This window comes from Ignatzschineria sp. LJL83, assembly GCF_054871845.1.
On record NZ_JBTXLY010000001.1, the window covers coordinates 148,558 to 163,881 of the forward strand.

The window sequence follows — 15,324 nt, forward strand, 5'->3', positions numbered from 1 at the left end:
CGGTTGAAACTCTAAAAAGGCTAGATTCTGCTGGCGAGGGATTCTCAGAAGAATGCAAGCGTTCGACCCAGCGATGATTCAGCTCTTATTAATCACAAGGTTTTTTAATCGTTCGGTATAAAACTCTAAGAAACAAAAAAGGCTAGTGCAGAAACACTAGCCTTTTTTTAATATCACATTTTATTGTTTAATCACTTAATAGTGAGTATTCAATATATGTAATGAAAATGTTGAATCATGAAATTATAATGCTTCAATCTTAACGAGTTGCTGTTTTAACTCTTGTAATTGATTTTCCGCATCTTGTAATTTCGCGCGTTCGCCTTCTACCACTTTTGCCGGTGCTTTATCTGTAAATCCAGGATTTGACAGCTTGCCGGTAAGTGCTTTGATGATTGGCTCAATTTTACCAATCTCACGATTTAAACGAGTCAGCTCTTGCGCTTTATCGATTAATCCTGCAAGAGGAATGAGAAGACGCATTTTACCAATCACGACAATTGCAGATTCAGGCGCATCGCCTTCTACTTTTGTGAAGCTTTCAAGACGCCCCATTTTTTGCAAGAAGTTCATGTTTTTCTCGATACGAGCAAGATCTTCATCTGTTGCATTTTCATAAAGCACATCAAGTGGTTTACCTGGTGAAATATTCATTTCCCCACGAATACGGCGAACCGCTAAAAGCACGTCTTGTAACCATGTGACATCCGCTTCAAGTGCTGTATCACGTTGATCCACAGAAGGGTAATCCGCTACAGAAATACTCACATCTGTTTTAAGTGTTGGTGCGATTTCTGTGAGTTTCTGCCAAATTTCTTCTGTGATATATGGCATAAACGGATGAAGTGCTTTGAGAATAGAATCTAACACAAAGAGCAAGTTGTAACGAGTTGCCGCTTTCTCTTCTTCGCTGTAATCGCCATTTAAGATTGGTTTTGTCAGCTCTAAATACCAATCGCAGAACTCATGCCAGATAAAGTCATAAAGCGCTGCCGTTGCTAAGTCAAAGCGATATGATTCGATATGACGATTCACTTCTGTCAGCATATGACTTAAGCGTGAATTGATCCATCTGTCGATATGAGAGAGTTTCGCACTGTTTTCACATACTTCTTTATCTTCTGTATTCATAAAGACAAAGCGAGATGCGTTCCAAATCTTGTTACAGAAGTTGGAATAACCCTCAATACGACCGACATCAAAGATGATGTCACGACCATTTGTCGCAAGGGAAGTAAAGGTAAAACGAAGGGAATCCGTACCAAATGCTTTGATGCCTTCAGGGAAGTGACGGCGAGTATCTGCTTCAATACGTGCAGCCATTTGTGGTTGCATTAAACCTGTTGTACGTTTTGTTACTAATGATTCAAGATCAATTCCATCGATCAAATCGATTGGGTCTAAAACGTTCCCTTTAGATTTACTCATCTTCTGACCATCTTGGTCACGCACTAAACCATGGAAGTAGACTTCTTTGAAGGGGATTTCATCCATAAAGTGAAGTCCAAACATGATCATTCTTGCAACCCAGAAGAAGATAATATCAAAGCCTGTTACGAGCACTGATGTTGGGTAGAATGTTTCAAGTTCTTTGGTTTTTTCAGGCCAGCCAAGCGTTGAGAAAGGCCAGAGCGCAGAAGAGAACCATGTATCTAAAACGTCATCGTCTTGTTTGAGAGAAACGCTTGCATCGATGTTGTTATCACGGCGAACTTCTTCTTCGTTTTTACCAACATAGATATTGCCGTTTTCATCATACCAAGCAGGAATTCGATGACCCCACCAAAGCTGACGTGAAATACACCAATCTTGAATGTTGTTCATCCATTCAAAATAGGTATTTTCCCAGTTTTGAGGAATGAATTTAATGTCTTTGTTTTTAACCGCTTCAATGGCAGGTTTTGCAAGTGTTTTTGCATCTACAAACCATTGGTCTGTTAAGTACGGTTCAACGATCTGATTCGTACGATCACAGCGGGGGATCATGAGTTTATGCGGTTCGATTTTATCGAGTAAACCTGCTGTTTCAAAATCAGCAACAATCTGTTTACGAGCATCAAAACGATCAAGACCACGATAAGCTTCCGGCATTTCATCATTAATTGCCGCATCATCTGTGAAGATGTTGATCATTGGAAGGCTGTGGCGAACCCCCATTTCATAGTCATTGAAATCGTGTGCCGGCGTGATTTTAACGCAGCCCGTTCCAAATTCAGGATCCACATAATCATCTGCAATAATCGGAATTTGACGATTACAGAAAGGAAGATCAATGGTTTTACCAATAAATTTCGCATAACGCTCATCTTCAGGATGAACTGCAACTGCCGTATCGCCGAGCATGGTTTCAGGACGAGTTGTCGCAACGACTAAATACTCATCTGTGCCGGTAATAGGGTAGCGAAGATGCCACATGAAGCTCTCTTCTTCTTTGGATTCTACTTCAATATCTGAAACCGCAGTTTTAAGAATCGGGTCCCAGTTAACAAGGCGTTTTCCACGATAGATTAAGCCATCTTTGTAGAGCTCAATAAAGACTTTTTGTACTGCATCCGAAAGACCTTCATCCATCGTAAAACGCTCACGGGTCCAATCAGGACTTGCGCCCATTCTACGGAGTTGCTGCGTGATGTTTCCACCAGATTCTTCTTTCCATTCCCAAATACGATCTACAAATGCATCACGACCTAAATCATGACGAGTTTGACCGTTTGCATTGAGTTGTCTTTCAACAACCATTTGTGTTGCAATGCCGGCGTGATCCGTTCCTGGTTGCCAAAGAGTGTTTTTACCTTTCATGCGGTTAAAACGGATTAAAAGATCCATAATGGTATCTTGAAATGCATGTCCCATATGTAAGCTGCCGGTAATGTTTGGCGGCGGGATGACGATGCAATAAGGGTCTTTGGAAGTATCTCCACTTGCTTTAAAGAGATTATTTTGTTCCCAAAATTGGTACCACTTTTTTTCAATTTGTTCTGGTTGATAGCTCTGTTTCATCTACTGATTCCAAGTCGTGTTAAAGCATTAAAATAATGCTCAAAAGTATAGCATTAACTTGTGGTTTAGTCGCCACATACTCCATGAATTGTCTTTCTTAGAAGCAAAAAAAACTAGCCCTAGAGCTAGTTTTTGCTGAGACCGGTTAATACTGATATTATTTTAAGCGGGCTTCAGTGTAAAGAACGTGTTTACGAACAACTGGATCGAATTTTTTGAATTCTAATTTTTCAGTTGTTGTACGTTTGTTCTTAGTGGTCGTGTAGAAGTGACCTGTACCTGCTGAAGATACTAATTTTACTTTTTCTCTCATTACCTACTCCTTAGAATTTTTCGCCCTTAGCGCGAAGATCTGCTAAAACTGCGTCGATACCTTTTTTATCAATGGTACGAAGACCCGCTGGAGAGATACGAAGTGATACGAAACGATTTTCGCTCTCAACCCATAAACGGTGAACCTGAAGGTTTGGGAGGAAACGACGACGTGTTCTATTGTTTGCATGGGAAACGTTGTTACCAGTCATTGGCCCTTTCCCAGTTACTTGACATACTTTACTCATGATTAATAACCCTGATCTTAATTGTAATATTAACCCCGGCCGCCAGCTAAAAAATTTGATGTGCGGACTGAACCCACGAATTATAGTGGAAACTTCTCCCTATTGCAATAATTTGTCGCTATTGTCGCTAGATTACGAATAGATTTCGGGATTAAGTAAATTTTGTGCCTTTTTGGCGAACAAGTCAGAAAGTATACCACTTTTTTGTAAAAATTCTATATGCTGTTCGAATGATTGCATGCCAAATTGCTTGCCAGTCTGAATAGCACTAGGTATTTGAGCGATTTGATTTTCTCGGATTAGATTAGAAATTGCGCTATTTACTGTCATGATTTCAAATAAAGTGACTCTTTTTTTATCCGTGTTGATAAGTTGTTGGGCAATAACTGCCTTTAAACTCTCCGCCAATTGGGTGCGAATTTCAGCTGATTGATCGCTTGGAAAATAACTTAAAAGCCGGTCAATGGTTTTAGGTGCAGAATTGGTATGAAGCGTGGATAACACTAAATGACCTGTTTCTGCGGCTTGTAATGCGAGTTTTACTGAATCCTGATCTCGAAGTTCTCCGATTAAAATAATGTCAGGATCGGCTCGTAAAGCATCTTTGAGCGCATGATGAAAGGCATTGGTGTGTTCATGCAGCTCTCGTTGTTCAATGAGGGATTTATGGGATTGAAACACTCTTTCAATGGGATCTTCAATGGTAATAATGTGCTTTTCTTCCTGTTGATTGATCTCATGAATCATTGCCGAAAGCGTCGTTGATTTGCCGGAACCTGTAGCGCCTGTTACTAGAATTAGTCCATTTTTTTGCCGTAAAACTTTAGTGATGATTGCAGGGGCATACAAATCTTTTAAACTCATAATGTCTGTGGGAATTATTCGAAATACCGCCGTTAAACCTTGTAAGCTCTGAAAATAGTGCGCTCGAATTCTTAAAGAACTACTTTCGAAGTTGAGCGTATAGGCAAAATCGATTGCGTGATATTGATTGAATATCTCTCGATTTGCATCATCTAACAGAGGAAGTAGAAGTGTATTTAAAGATTCTGCCGATAAAACTGTTTTAGTTAGCGGGATTAATTGTCCTCGAATTCGAGCATACGCTTTTCGATTCGCACAGAGATGAAGATCTGAAGCATGTTTCTCATGAGCAAATTGAATCAGGTTTTTAAGCATCCGATGTAGATTCCTATCAAAGTTTTATTTTTCAAGATTGATGAAAAAGAGGAAGCTAATAATCAAACTTGAAGTCAAAATGAAATAAAAACGAACAATAAAGATAGGAGAGCAGAAGCGATATAGAGGATTTGGAGTAATGCTATTTTAAAATCTAAAAGAATTGAAATCGCTGGCACGAGATTTTTAAAAACATGCAAGCATTCGAACCAGCCACGAATCAGCTTATATTATGCGATAGATTGTGTAGTCGATTTAATGTAAGCATCATAAAAAAGAAGATACAAAAAAGCACCGTTTACATACTCACTCTTAGAATTTTAGATAGAAACTTAAACGATGCTTTTGATAGTTCTTTGAGAATGTGTTTTTTGAAAAACACTTTCGGAAAGAACTCTCGGAAAACATTTTCAAAAACTCAGATTAAATTATGCGAGTTCTTTCTTCATTTTGCCGATAATATCTTGATAGCTTGTACCGCTATTGAAGATTGCGCTTCCGGCAACGAAAGTATCGGCACCTGCTTCAGCGATCTCTTTGATGTTGTGAAGATTCACGCCACCATCGATTTCTAAACGAATTTCACGATCTGTGCCCGCAGTTTTCTCATCAATGATTTGGCGAAGCATTTTGATCTTGTCTAAGCTTGATAAAATAAATTTCTGACCACCAAAGCCAGGATTCACGCTCATCACGAGTACCATATCGAGATAATCCCACACATGATCTAAAACGCTGATTGGTGTTGCCGGATTTAACACTAAACCTGCTTTACAGCCTAACGATTTGATGAGCTGTAATGAACGATCGACATGCATGCTAGCTTCAGGATGGAACGTGATGTACGTTGCGCCGGCTTTAGCAAACGCTTCAATCATGCGATCTACAGGGCTTACCATTAAATGCACATCAATGGGCGCTGTCACGCCGTAATCACGAAGGGCTTTACAGATCATCGGTCCAAAAGTGAGGTTTTCTACGTAGTGATTATCCATTACATCAAAGTGGATAATATCTGCACCGCCGGCTAATACTGCATCAACTTCTTCGCCGAGTTTTGCAAAGTTTGCAGAGAGAATGGAAGGGGCAATCCAAAGGGGCTGTTTCATGATTTTTTACTCTTTAGTGAACGATCTATAAACAAATGAATATGAAGACTGGGATCTATGAGGAGGGTATTAGAACAATCATCATAGATTAAAGATTGATTGAAAATAAAAAGGGAGAATGCAATGAAACATTCTCCCGATATTTTATCGTGCTTAACTCAATTAAGCCATTTTAGATAACACACGATCCATTGCTGCAATCGTTGCATCAAGATCTTCATAAGTGTGTGCACTTGACATAAAGCCTGCTTCAAATGCGCTAGGTGCGAGATAAATCCCTTCTTCTAACAAGCCGTGGTAAAACGCTTGGAAGAAATCAATATCTGATTTTGTCGCATCTGAGAATGTGTTAACTGCATCATTTGTGAAGAAAAGACCAAACATGCCGCAAACATGGTTTGTGCTGAGTGGTTTGTTGTGTTTTGCAAATACTTCTTTGATGCCTTTGATGAGGTAATCCGTTTTTGCTTCAAGATCTTCGTAGAATCCATCTTGTGAGATAAGATCTAAAGTTTTAATGCCGGCAGCCATTGCAACAGGGTTTCCTGATAAGGTTCCTGCTTGATATACCGCACCATTTGGCGAAAGATGATCCATGATCTCTTTTTTACCACCAAAAGCACCGACCGGCATTCCGCCACCGATGACTTTACCGAATGTAGAAAGATCTGGCGTTACGCCGTAAAGACCTTGCGCTGAGTGTTTATGAACACGGAAACCTGTCATTACTTCATCAATGATAAAGACAGATCCTGCTTTGTCACACTCTTCACGAATGGTTTCTAAGAATCCAGGTTGTGGTGGAATACAGTTCATGTTGCCGGCAATTGGCTCGATGATCACACACGCAATCTCTTTACCATATTTTGCAAAGGCTTCTTTAACCGCTTCAGGATTATTGTATTCAATGACAATTGTGTGCTGTGTTAAATCTGCTGGAACGCCTGGTGAAGATGGCTCACCAAATGTTAAAAGACCAGAACCGGCTTTCACTAAAAGTGAATCTGAATGGCCATGGTAGCAACCTTCAAATTTTACGATTTTATCGCGACCGGTATAACCACGAGCAAGACGAATTGCACTCATGGTTGCTTCTGTACCGGAACTTACCATGCGCACTTGATCCATTGAAGGAACAAGCTCTAAAACACGTTTTGCAAGTTCTGTTTCAGAAACCGTTGGAGCACCAAATGAGAGCCCATTTTTCGCAGTTTCAATCACAGCATCTAACACTTCAGGATGCGCATGACCAACAATCATCGGCCCCCAAGATCCTACATAATCAATATATTTCTTTCCAGCTTCATCATAAACATAAGCACCTTCGCCTTTTTTGAAGAAAACCGGCGCACCGCCAACTTGTTTAAATGCACGAACAGGAGAGTTCACGCCACCAGGAATATATTGTTGTGCTTCACGATATAATTCGTCAAATTGACTCATAAATGATGTCCCTTTATAAAGATTTTAGGTAGTAAAAATAGATTTACGTATTATGAAGCTAAATCTTCATTTGTTCAACAGGCGGAAATTCACTACAATAGCGCAGAACAATTAAATAGAAGGAATCTGTATGATCGCTGAAGCAAAAGATAAGTTAGTAAATGGTTTAGATGAAATTAAGGCAATTAATCCTTTAGCATTCGATGTTGACGGCATTGTTAGCTATGCGGATTGGGTTGTTGTGGCATCTGCAACCTCAGGTCCACATTTAAAAGCGTTAGTGCGTAAAGCTGAAGAAGTGATGTTGAAAGAAGGCATTAAGCCAATCGGGATTGAAGGAATCAATAGTGCATCTGATTGGGTTTTAATCGATTTCGGCGATATCGTGGTACATCTTTTAACAGAAGAGAAGCGAGATTTTTATAATCTTGAGAAAATTTTTGTTCGCGCTGAATAATTTGAGCGGTGTAATTTTGATGCGAAAGTCTGAAGGAAACTAGAATGATTGTCTATCTCATAGCAGTTGGTAGTAATATGCCGGCGTGGGTTAAAACAGGATTTGAAGAGTATTCTGGTAGGCTTCGTCATGATGTTGAACTGAAACTGATTGAAGTTCCGGCATTGGTTCGGAAAAAGAACTCTGATGTGAAGCGCATTTTAAAAGAAGAGGGCGATAAACTTTTAAAAGCGATTCCAAAAAACTGTTTGATTGTTGGGCTCGATGTTGTTGGGAAGGAAGTAACAACGCCGGAGCTTAGTAAAAGAATGGAATCGTGGATGCAATCAGGACAAGATGTGGCGCTATTAATCGGCGGGCCTGAAGGGTTTTCTCCGGAAATTAAAGCGCTCTTTCAACAATCATTATCGTTATCTAAATTAACGCTTCCCCATCCAATGGTGCGGGTTTTGGTGGCTGAGCAATTGTTTAGAGCTTGGAGCATTATTAATAACCATCCTTATCATCGGGAATAGAAGCATTGCATATTGCGTGAATTTTAAAAAAAACAGTGTAAATTTTTGCGATTTATAAAAAGAACATATAGAATATGTTCTTTTTTTTTATATATTTATATAGTAATTTAAACAATTGAAGTGATTTTGTAAGATTGGTCAAGGTTGATCAGCCATATAAAAAATACTGTATAAAAAGTAGTTGGTTAAAAATAGCTTTGATCCAAGACCTTCTAGTAACTCTTTCAGAAAATATTGAAGAGATATTTTCTAGGATAAGGAAGGTTGTATGGGGCAAAATCGGAAATATCGTTTTAAAAAGAGGTGCGTATGAAGTTTATTCATAAGATGGTATATGTGTCTCTCCTGTCATTGTTGTCGCTTGTGAGTGCATCAGATTTAGGAGAGAAAGTGTATACAAGAGGTGGTGAAAATCCGATGGCAATTGCATGTATGACATGTCATGGAGTCCAAGGGGAAGGTCTTGCTGTAGCTGGCTATCCGGCGGTAGCAGAAATGCCGGCAGGGTATTTAGCAAAACAAGTACAAGATTTTAAAGCGGGAGCACGTAAACATCCTGTAATGGATGGCATTGCGGCTGCTTTAACACCTGAAGAAATTGAAGCAGTATCCGTATATATGCAAGCATTTACAGCGCCGGCAATTCCTGAAATTACACGTGCAACGCAACCTACGGATTTAGGTAGCCGATTAGCACTTCGTGGCGATTGGAGTCGTAATGTTCCAGAATGTGTCGCATGTCATGGTCCAAGTGGTGTTGGTGTTGGGAATACTTTCCCAAGATTAGCAGGACAAAGTGAGCTCTATATTGTCAATCAGATGAATGCTTGGAAAAATGGCACACGTCAAAATGATGAAGCAGATCTGATGGGGCATATTGCGCGTGAATTAAATGATGAAGAAATTCAAGCAGTCGCAGTGTATTTCTCAAATATTGGGAAAACAGGGAAGTAGAATATGAAACAGTTAATGAATAAAAGCATTTTAACGGCATTATTGTCGTTTGGGGCATCTGCTCTGTTTGCACAAACAGGCGTTGTATCCATGGATGACCAATCTCAGATCCCGCATGCGCCGGTGATTGGGTCAGGGGAAGAGTATCATCAGCCACCATTAGATAGTGATATTCCGAATAATGCTTATGGCGATATGATCCGTAAAGGACAAGCAATTTTCGTGGATACAAAACGTGAAGCATCTGAGTTTGTTGGCAATGGTATGAATTGCGTCAACTGTCATATGGATCAGGGTAAAATGGCAAATGCATCGCCTTTATGGGGCGCATATCCAATGTATCCGGCATATCGTAGTAAAAATAATCGTGTAAATACTTATGCGGAAAGAATTCAAGGATGTTTTGAATTTAGTATGAATGGAACACCACCGCCGGCAGATAGTGAAACAATGACAGCATTGATCACCTATTCTTATTGGTTAGCAACAAATGCACCAACGGGTGTATCGTTACCGGGAAGAGGTTATCCGCAAGTGCCACAACCAGAAGCGGGATACAGTATTGAGCGCGGAGAAGTTGTGTATGCAGAAAACTGTGCGGTGTGTCATGGAAATGATGGATTAGGGCAAAAAGTAGATGATCACTATGTATTCCCACCACTCTGGGGGCAAGATTCCTATAACTGGGGAGCTGGAATGCATCGAATTAATACGGCAGCAGACTTTATTAAAACGAATATGCCATTAGGACAAGGTGGAGCTTTAACAGATCAACAAGCTTGGGATGTTGCGGCATTTATGAATAGTCATGAAAGACCACAAGATCCACGTCTGATTGATGGTTCTGTTGAAAAAACACGTGAGAAATATCATGCAAATGATGGGGTAAACCTTTACGGCGTTGAAGTAAATGGTACGATTTTAGGTCAAGGAATTTAATATTACGATTCAGTGATCATGATTCAAAATAAAGATTCAAACTCATAATGCATGTTGATGATGGAGTGATGAGTTTTAATGCATCAATCTAGTATTCTATTGCAAATCTAAGCGTTGGATAAACGTAGCATTAAGAATCGGAAAATTGCTTGAATGATTGGAATCGATTGAACTGTTTGACCAAACGAAAAAAATGAAAAAAAGCAAGATGAAGTCGGTAATGACTGGCTTTATCTTGCTTTTTTTGTTTTTTGAAAGTTTGTTGTGATCTTATTGATATAGATGCTGTTAGCTATTATTTATATTCAGCAAGATAAAACTGGTAAGGAAGTTGGGAGTGTGATGTTTTGTTTTCAATAGGAGTCAATGTTTGAGCCGTAAGTATCATAGGTGTAATACTTGAGTGTTCTGTGCTAGCCATTTCACACTCGGAATAGAGTGAAGAAATAGAGTGCTGAGATCTTCCTGTAATTTCTTGAGATACTTTGGGGGTGCAAGCATCTTTAGTGATTTCCCCTTGAAATATAATGGACCCTCTACCAATGACAGTTCCTTTCATAGTTTCAGTAGCATTTGCAAAAATATTAAGAGAGAGGAAGAGAGATATCAGCATTACGTACGACAATTTAAACATTTTGAACTCCTTTCAAAAAGATTTAACTAAGAAGTAGATACATCATGTATCCAACAAGTTAAATAATTGTATAGGAATTGTTATTTTTTGTTATCAAATGTTTTAATGAGTCAATTTTACAGTTTGAATTATAAATATATTTATTGATTTGTAGGTTTTGTTTACATTGATTTTTTTCTTATCATAATGAGTTATTTGTATTTTAAATTTCGCATTTATGTGTGTACTACTAGGATTTTAGCCATGGGGTATTTTTGAAATTTACGACAATTTACAATAATTTTCAAATTTAGCTCAAGATAATGTCGAATGAAGGCAGATAGATATAGTAAATAAGTCTTAATATTGAGGTAGATCAAGTCCATTTTGAATGAAAATATCCGACGGTCTATTTTTACAAACAACAAGATTGTTGTAAAAAATATTAGCTCAGTTATTACAAACAGAGCTAGTTGGTTCATCGTTTGTTTAAATCAAGAATGAAAAGAAGCATAAAAGCTATTATCAAAGCTATTCTAGCTATAAGTTGTAGAATAGCTTTGATACGAACTAGGCAGTTTTATGCTGATGATGAGCTATTAGGTTTTCTTTCTCCTATCATTGTCATCACGAGAAGTATGACGGATAAAATACTTCCCACAACCATAATGATGAAAGCGCTGTTCCAGCCAAAGGTACCCACAGACCAACCGATCAGCGCACTTGCGGCAACAGATCCACCAAGGTATCCAAATAATCCGGTAAATCCAGCGGCGGTTCCGGCAGCTTTTTTCGGAGCGAGTTCTAGCGCATGTAAACCAATGAGCATGACAGGACCGTAAATTAAGAATCCGATAATAAGTAAACAGATCATGTCAATAGAAGGATTTCCAGCAGGGTTTTTCCAATAAACAACAAGGGCGATGGTCACTAAAACCATGAAGAAAATGCCGGTGGCGCCTCGATTGCCTTTAAAGATTTTATCAGACATCCAGCCACAGACTAATGTACCGGGAATGCCGGCATATTCATAAAGGAAGTACGCCCAAGAGGATTTATCAACGGTAAAACCTTTCACTTCTTTCAAGTAGGTAGGTGACCAATCTAAAACGCCGTATCTCAAAAGGTAGACAAAGACATTAGCGATCGCGATGTACCATAACAATTTATTATTAAAGACATATTGCATTAATATCTGTTTTGTAGAGAGTTCTTCCTCTGAAGCTTCCGAGTAATCATCCGGATATTCGTTTTTATATACTTCTATTGGCGGAAGCCCACAAGATTGTGGCGTATCTCGCATTGCTAGCCAAATAAAAGGCACCATAATTAATGCCGCCATTGCCGGTAAATAAAGGGCAGATCGCCAATCGTTGAAGTAATACATTCCCACAATAAATAGAAGAGCAGGAATTCCGCCACCGACATTATGTGCGCAGTTCCAAATGGAAACAATTGTTCCTCGCTCTGATTTTGACCACCAATGCACCATGGTTCTGCCGCAAGGGGGCCAGCCCATTCCTTGAACCCAACCATTAATAAAGAGCAGAATAAAGATGATCCAAACGCTAGATAGCGCTAAATCAGAAACTCCCATAAATAACATGATGAGTCCTGAAATTAATAGGCCTAAAGGAAGAAAGTATCGGGGATTAGAGCGATCGGAAACCGTTCCCATGATAAATTTGGATAATCCGTAAGCAAGGGAAACGCCCGATAATGCAAATCCTAATTCACCATGTGTATACATGCCTTCTTCGATCATATTAGGCATAGCGAGGGAGAAGTTTTTACGAACAAAATAGTAAGCTGCGTAACCAAAAAAGATTCCCATAAAGATCTGCCATCGTAATCTACGATAGGTTGGGTCAATTTTTTCTTTTGATAATAGGGCTTTATGTGGGGCAGCCTTTAAAAAGTTAAACATTTAAGACTCCTTTATAAATTCAAATTCATAAACTTATTTGAAATCAATAGATAAGTAGGTTTAAGTCAATTAAGAAAAGATTTTAATTATTAATAATGGTGTTTATTTGTTATTAATATAATAGTTATTAATATGTAAATTAATTTAATGCTCTCTTAAACATTGAAAATGAGGAAAAGAAATGCCCATTTATCTAGCCGAATTTATAGGAACCGCCATCATGATTTTATTTGGTGGTGGAGTGGTTGCGAATGTTGTTTTGAAAAAGTCCAAAGCTGAAGGTGGTGGCTGGATTGTGATTATTATGGGGTGGGGATTTGCTGTCATGTTAGGTGTCTATGCAACGAGCAAATATAGTGGCGGACATCTAAACCCAGCAGTGACGTTAGGATTGGCAATTGTGGGTAAATTTCCTTGGGCGCATGTGCCGGGATATATTATCGCTCAGTTTCTAGGGGCAATGGCAGGTGCTTATTTAATTTGGACTCACTTTAAACCCCATTTTGCTGTGACAGAAAATCCTATTGCAAAGAGGGATATCTTTTGTACAACGCCGGCAATAGAGAGTTTTCCGAATAATGTCATGTCTGAAGTGATTGGGACTGCCATTTTGATGTTGGCCATTTTATTTATTGGGATCAATGATGTTACAGGCGGATTACAACCCGTTGTGATTGGTTTCTTAATTATGGCAATTGGTCTAAGTCTAGGGGGAACCACAGGATATGCGATTAATCCTGCACGTGATTTAGGCCCAAGATTCATGCATATGCTTTTACCAATCCCTGGTAAAACGGATTCCAATTGGAAATATGCTTTTGTGCCGGGATTATCTCCGATTGTGGGAACGATTATTGGCTCTGCACTTTACGGTATATTATTTAGAGTAGGTGCAGGAGACGTCATCTCGCTAACAGCTGCTTGGAGTTGGTTAATTATTGGTTTTCTTCTATTGGCGGGATTACTTTATTATGCAAGGTGTCAGCAGTTATTATTGATCAGTTGCAAGAATCAGGGTCAGTAAAGATCATTAATGATGAAACATTGAAATTAGAATTTGAAGTGCTACAGCGAAGTGTTATGCCATTTCAAAGAAAATCAGAATCCTTTATCAGGATTGATAGGAGATACATATGAAGCAATATATTATGGCGGTTGATCAGGGCACAACGAGCTCACGAGCCATTATTTTTGATCAACAAGGACGTATTATTGGAAGCTCCCAAAAAGAATTTCGTCAAATATTTCCTCAACCAGGTTGGGTGGAGCATGATCCTACAGAAATTTGGGCATCGGTATTGTCTGTTATTACAGAAGTACTGACAGAAAATAATATTGAACCCAAACAGATCGCCGGCATTGGGATTACTAATCAACGTGAAACAACGGTTGTTTGGGATAAAACCACAGGGCTTCCTATCTATAATGCGCTTGTATGGCAATCTCGGCAGACAGTTGGCATTTGTGATTCTCTGAAAAAAGCTGGACATGAAGCCATTTTTAAACAAAAAACAGGGTTACTCATTGATCCTTATTTTTCCGGCACAAAAGTGACTTGGATTTTAGATCATGTGGAAGGTGCGCGTGAAAGGGCAGAAAAAGGGGATCTTCTCTTTGGAACGATTGATACTTGGCTCATTTGGAAACTTACCGGCGGCGCTGCGCACGTGACAGATTATTCCAATGCTAGTCGAACGTTGATGTATAACATTTTTGATCTAAAATGGGATGAAGAATTACTCACCTACTTAAATGTGCCGGCAGAAATGTTGCCGGAGGTTCATTCGTCTTCAGAAGTATATGGTAGAACAAGTCCACAGCATTTCTTCGGAGAAGAAGTGCAAATTGCCGGTATTGCCGGCGATCAGCAAGCAGCGCTCTTTGGGCAAACATGTTTTAAAGAAGGAATGGCGAAAAACACTTACGGCACAGGTTGTTTTATGCTGATGAATACCGGCAATACTCCTGTACTTTCTGAGAGAGGCTTATTAACAACAATCGCTTGGGGCATTGATGGAAAAGTGAGTTATGCGCTAGAAGGTTCTATTTTTGTTGCAGGTTCTGCGATTCAGTGGCTCCGTGATGGGTTGAGAATGTTTGCGGATTCGAGTCTTTCGGAAGATTATGCGAGTAGAATCGATTCAACGGATGGCGTTTACGTTGTGCCGGCATTTGTAGGATTAGGAACGCCATATTGGGACTCTGAAGCGAGAGGTGCGATTTTTGGCATTACAAGGGGTACGGAGAAAGAGCATTTTATTCGTGCGACTTTAGAATCTATTGCGTATCAATCACGAGATGTCTTAGAAGCAATGGAGCATGATTCTAATCTGAAATTAACAACGTTAAGAGTCGATGGCGGCGCGTCTTTAAATGGGTTTTTAATGCAATTTCAAAGTAATATTTTAGGCGTAGAAGTGGATCGCCCTAAAATCAATGAAACAACGGCATTGGGCGCTGCTTATTTAGCGGGATTAGCGGTCGGCTATTGGCAATCTATTGATGAAATTGATCATATTTGGGCATTGGATCAAAAATATACGCCAAAAATGGATAAAGAAACTCAAGATACCCTTTATAATGGTTGGAGATGTGCGATTAAAGCAACTCAAGCGTTTAAACCATAAA

General features: G+C 39.3%; 14 protein-coding genes. 6 read left to right on the forward strand and 8 right to left on the reverse strand.

From position 1 onward, the window contains the following. Positions 1–243 precede the first annotated feature (243 nt). The 6 genes from ACYSN2_RS00650 to hemL all read right to left on the reverse strand — a co-directional run bounded on the left by ACYSN2_RS00650 (position 244) and on the right by hemL (position 7,291). Entirely contained in the window at positions 244–3,000 is a 2,757-nt protein-coding gene (locus ACYSN2_RS00650) for a valine--tRNA ligase (protein ID WP_461748322.1), read from the reverse strand. Between the two features lie 157 nt (positions 3,001–3,157). Beyond that, positions 3,158–3,313 (reverse strand): 50S ribosomal protein L33, encoded by a 156-nt coding sequence (gene rpmG, locus ACYSN2_RS00655; protein WP_461748323.1) that lies wholly within the window; start codon positions 3,311–3,313, stop codon positions 3,158–3,160. Between the two features lie 10 nt (positions 3,314–3,323). Then, entirely contained in the window at positions 3,324–3,560 is a 237-nt protein-coding gene (rpmB, locus tag ACYSN2_RS00660; RefSeq protein ID WP_242146997.1) for a 50S ribosomal protein L28, read from the reverse strand. 132 nt (positions 3,561–3,692) lie between these two features. After that, complete coding sequence (locus tag ACYSN2_RS00665; RefSeq protein WP_461748324.1) at positions 3,693–4,739, reverse strand: type IV pilus twitching motility protein PilT; 1,047 nt, start codon at positions 4,737–4,739, stop codon at positions 3,693–3,695. Positions 4,740–5,167: 428 nt separating this feature from the next. Beyond that, positions 5,168–5,848, reverse strand: coding sequence for a ribulose-phosphate 3-epimerase (gene rpe / locus ACYSN2_RS00670; RefSeq protein ID WP_461748325.1), 681 nt, complete (start codon positions 5,846–5,848; stop codon positions 5,168–5,170). A gap of 162 nt (positions 5,849–6,010) precedes the next feature. Then, positions 6,011–7,291: a glutamate-1-semialdehyde 2,1-aminomutase gene (hemL, locus tag ACYSN2_RS00675; RefSeq protein WP_461748326.1), complete on the reverse strand. Its 1,281-nt coding sequence runs from the start codon at positions 7,289–7,291 to the stop codon at positions 6,011–6,013. A 130-nt stretch (positions 7,292–7,421) separates the two neighbouring features. Between hemL and rsfS the strand changes: the two genes are divergently transcribed. The 4 genes from rsfS (at position 7,422) to ACYSN2_RS00695 (ending at position 10,156) form a co-directional block, all read left to right on the forward strand. Further along, positions 7,422–7,748 carry a ribosome silencing factor gene (gene rsfS / locus ACYSN2_RS00680; protein ID WP_461748327.1) on the forward strand — a complete coding sequence of 109 codons (327 nt, stop codon included), beginning with the start codon at positions 7,422–7,424 and terminating at the stop codon, positions 7,746–7,748. Between the two features lie 44 nt (positions 7,749–7,792). Beyond that, a complete protein-coding gene (gene rlmH, locus ACYSN2_RS00685; protein ID WP_461748328.1) occupies positions 7,793–8,263 on the forward strand; it encodes a 23S rRNA (pseudouridine(1915)-N(3))-methyltransferase RlmH in 471 nt (156 codons plus the stop codon). A gap of 309 nt (positions 8,264–8,572) precedes the next feature. Continuing rightward, positions 8,573–9,217, forward strand: coding sequence for a c-type cytochrome (locus ACYSN2_RS00690; protein WP_461748329.1), 645 nt, complete (start codon positions 8,573–8,575; stop codon positions 9,215–9,217). Positions 9,218–9,220: 3 nt separating this feature from the next. Continuing rightward, positions 9,221–10,156: a c-type cytochrome gene (locus ACYSN2_RS00695; protein WP_461748330.1), complete on the forward strand. Its 936-nt coding sequence runs from the start codon at positions 9,221–9,223 to the stop codon at positions 10,154–10,156. A 295-nt stretch (positions 10,157–10,451) separates the two neighbouring features. Here ACYSN2_RS00695 and ACYSN2_RS00700 read toward each other — a convergent pair whose 3' ends face one another. Together ACYSN2_RS00700 and glpT are read right to left on the reverse strand one after the other, a co-directional pair. After that, complete coding sequence (locus ACYSN2_RS00700) at positions 10,452–10,790, reverse strand: hypothetical protein (protein WP_461748331.1); 339 nt, start codon at positions 10,788–10,790, stop codon at positions 10,452–10,454. 559 nt (positions 10,791–11,349) lie between these two features. Further along, positions 11,350–12,696, reverse strand: a complete 1,347-nt coding sequence (glpT, locus tag ACYSN2_RS00705; protein WP_461748332.1) for a glycerol-3-phosphate transporter — start codon at positions 12,694–12,696, stop codon at positions 11,350–11,352. A gap of 181 nt (positions 12,697–12,877) precedes the next feature. Between glpT and ACYSN2_RS00710 the strand changes: the two genes are divergently transcribed. Beyond that, entirely contained in the window at positions 12,878–13,720 is an 843-nt protein-coding gene (locus ACYSN2_RS00710) for an MIP/aquaporin family protein (RefSeq protein WP_461748333.1), read from the forward strand. Positions 13,721–13,829: 109 nt separating this feature from the next. Continuing rightward, positions 13,830–15,323, forward strand: coding sequence for a glycerol kinase GlpK (gene glpK / locus ACYSN2_RS00715; protein ID WP_461748334.1), 1,494 nt, complete (start codon positions 13,830–13,832; stop codon positions 15,321–15,323). Position 15,324: the final 1 nt, after the last annotated feature.

What these genes read in the sequence shown, in the direction of transcription:
- ACYSN2_RS00650 (WP_461748322.1), bottom strand. Translation starts at nt 3,000, where the DNA reads ATGAAACAGAGCTATCAACCAGAACAAATTGAAAAAAAGTGGTACCAA.
- rpmG (WP_461748323.1), bottom strand. Translation starts at nt 3,313, where the DNA reads ATGAGAGAAAAAGTAAAATTAGTATCTTCAGCAGGTACAGGTCACTTC.
- rpmB (WP_242146997.1), bottom strand. Translation starts at nt 3,560, where the DNA reads ATGAGTAAAGTATGTCAAGTAACTGGGAAAGGGCCAATGACTGGTAAC.
- ACYSN2_RS00665 (WP_461748324.1), bottom strand. Translation starts at nt 4,739, where the DNA reads ATGCTTAAAAACCTGATTCAATTTGCTCATGAGAAACATGCTTCAGAT.
- rpe (WP_461748325.1), bottom strand. Translation starts at nt 5,848, where the DNA reads ATGAAACAGCCCCTTTGGATTGCCCCTTCCATTCTCTCTGCAAACTTT.
- hemL (WP_461748326.1), bottom strand. Translation starts at nt 7,291, where the DNA reads ATGAGTCAATTTGACGAATTATATCGTGAAGCACAACAATATATTCCT.
- rsfS (WP_461748327.1), top strand. Translation starts at nt 7,422, where the DNA reads ATGATCGCTGAAGCAAAAGATAAGTTAGTAAATGGTTTAGATGAAATT.
- rlmH (WP_461748328.1), top strand. Translation starts at nt 7,793, where the DNA reads ATGATTGTCTATCTCATAGCAGTTGGTAGTAATATGCCGGCGTGGGTT.
- ACYSN2_RS00690 (WP_461748329.1), top strand. Translation starts at nt 8,573, where the DNA reads ATGAAGTTTATTCATAAGATGGTATATGTGTCTCTCCTGTCATTGTTG.
- ACYSN2_RS00695 (WP_461748330.1), top strand. Translation starts at nt 9,221, where the DNA reads ATGAAACAGTTAATGAATAAAAGCATTTTAACGGCATTATTGTCGTTT.
- ACYSN2_RS00700 (WP_461748331.1), bottom strand. Translation starts at nt 10,790, where the DNA reads ATGTTTAAATTGTCGTACGTAATGCTGATATCTCTCTTCCTCTCTCTT.
- glpT (WP_461748332.1), bottom strand. Translation starts at nt 12,696, where the DNA reads ATGTTTAACTTTTTAAAGGCTGCCCCACATAAAGCCCTATTATCAAAA.
- ACYSN2_RS00710 (WP_461748333.1), top strand. Translation starts at nt 12,878, where the DNA reads ATGCCCATTTATCTAGCCGAATTTATAGGAACCGCCATCATGATTTTA.
- glpK (WP_461748334.1), top strand. Translation starts at nt 13,830, where the DNA reads ATGAAGCAATATATTATGGCGGTTGATCAGGGCACAACGAGCTCACGA.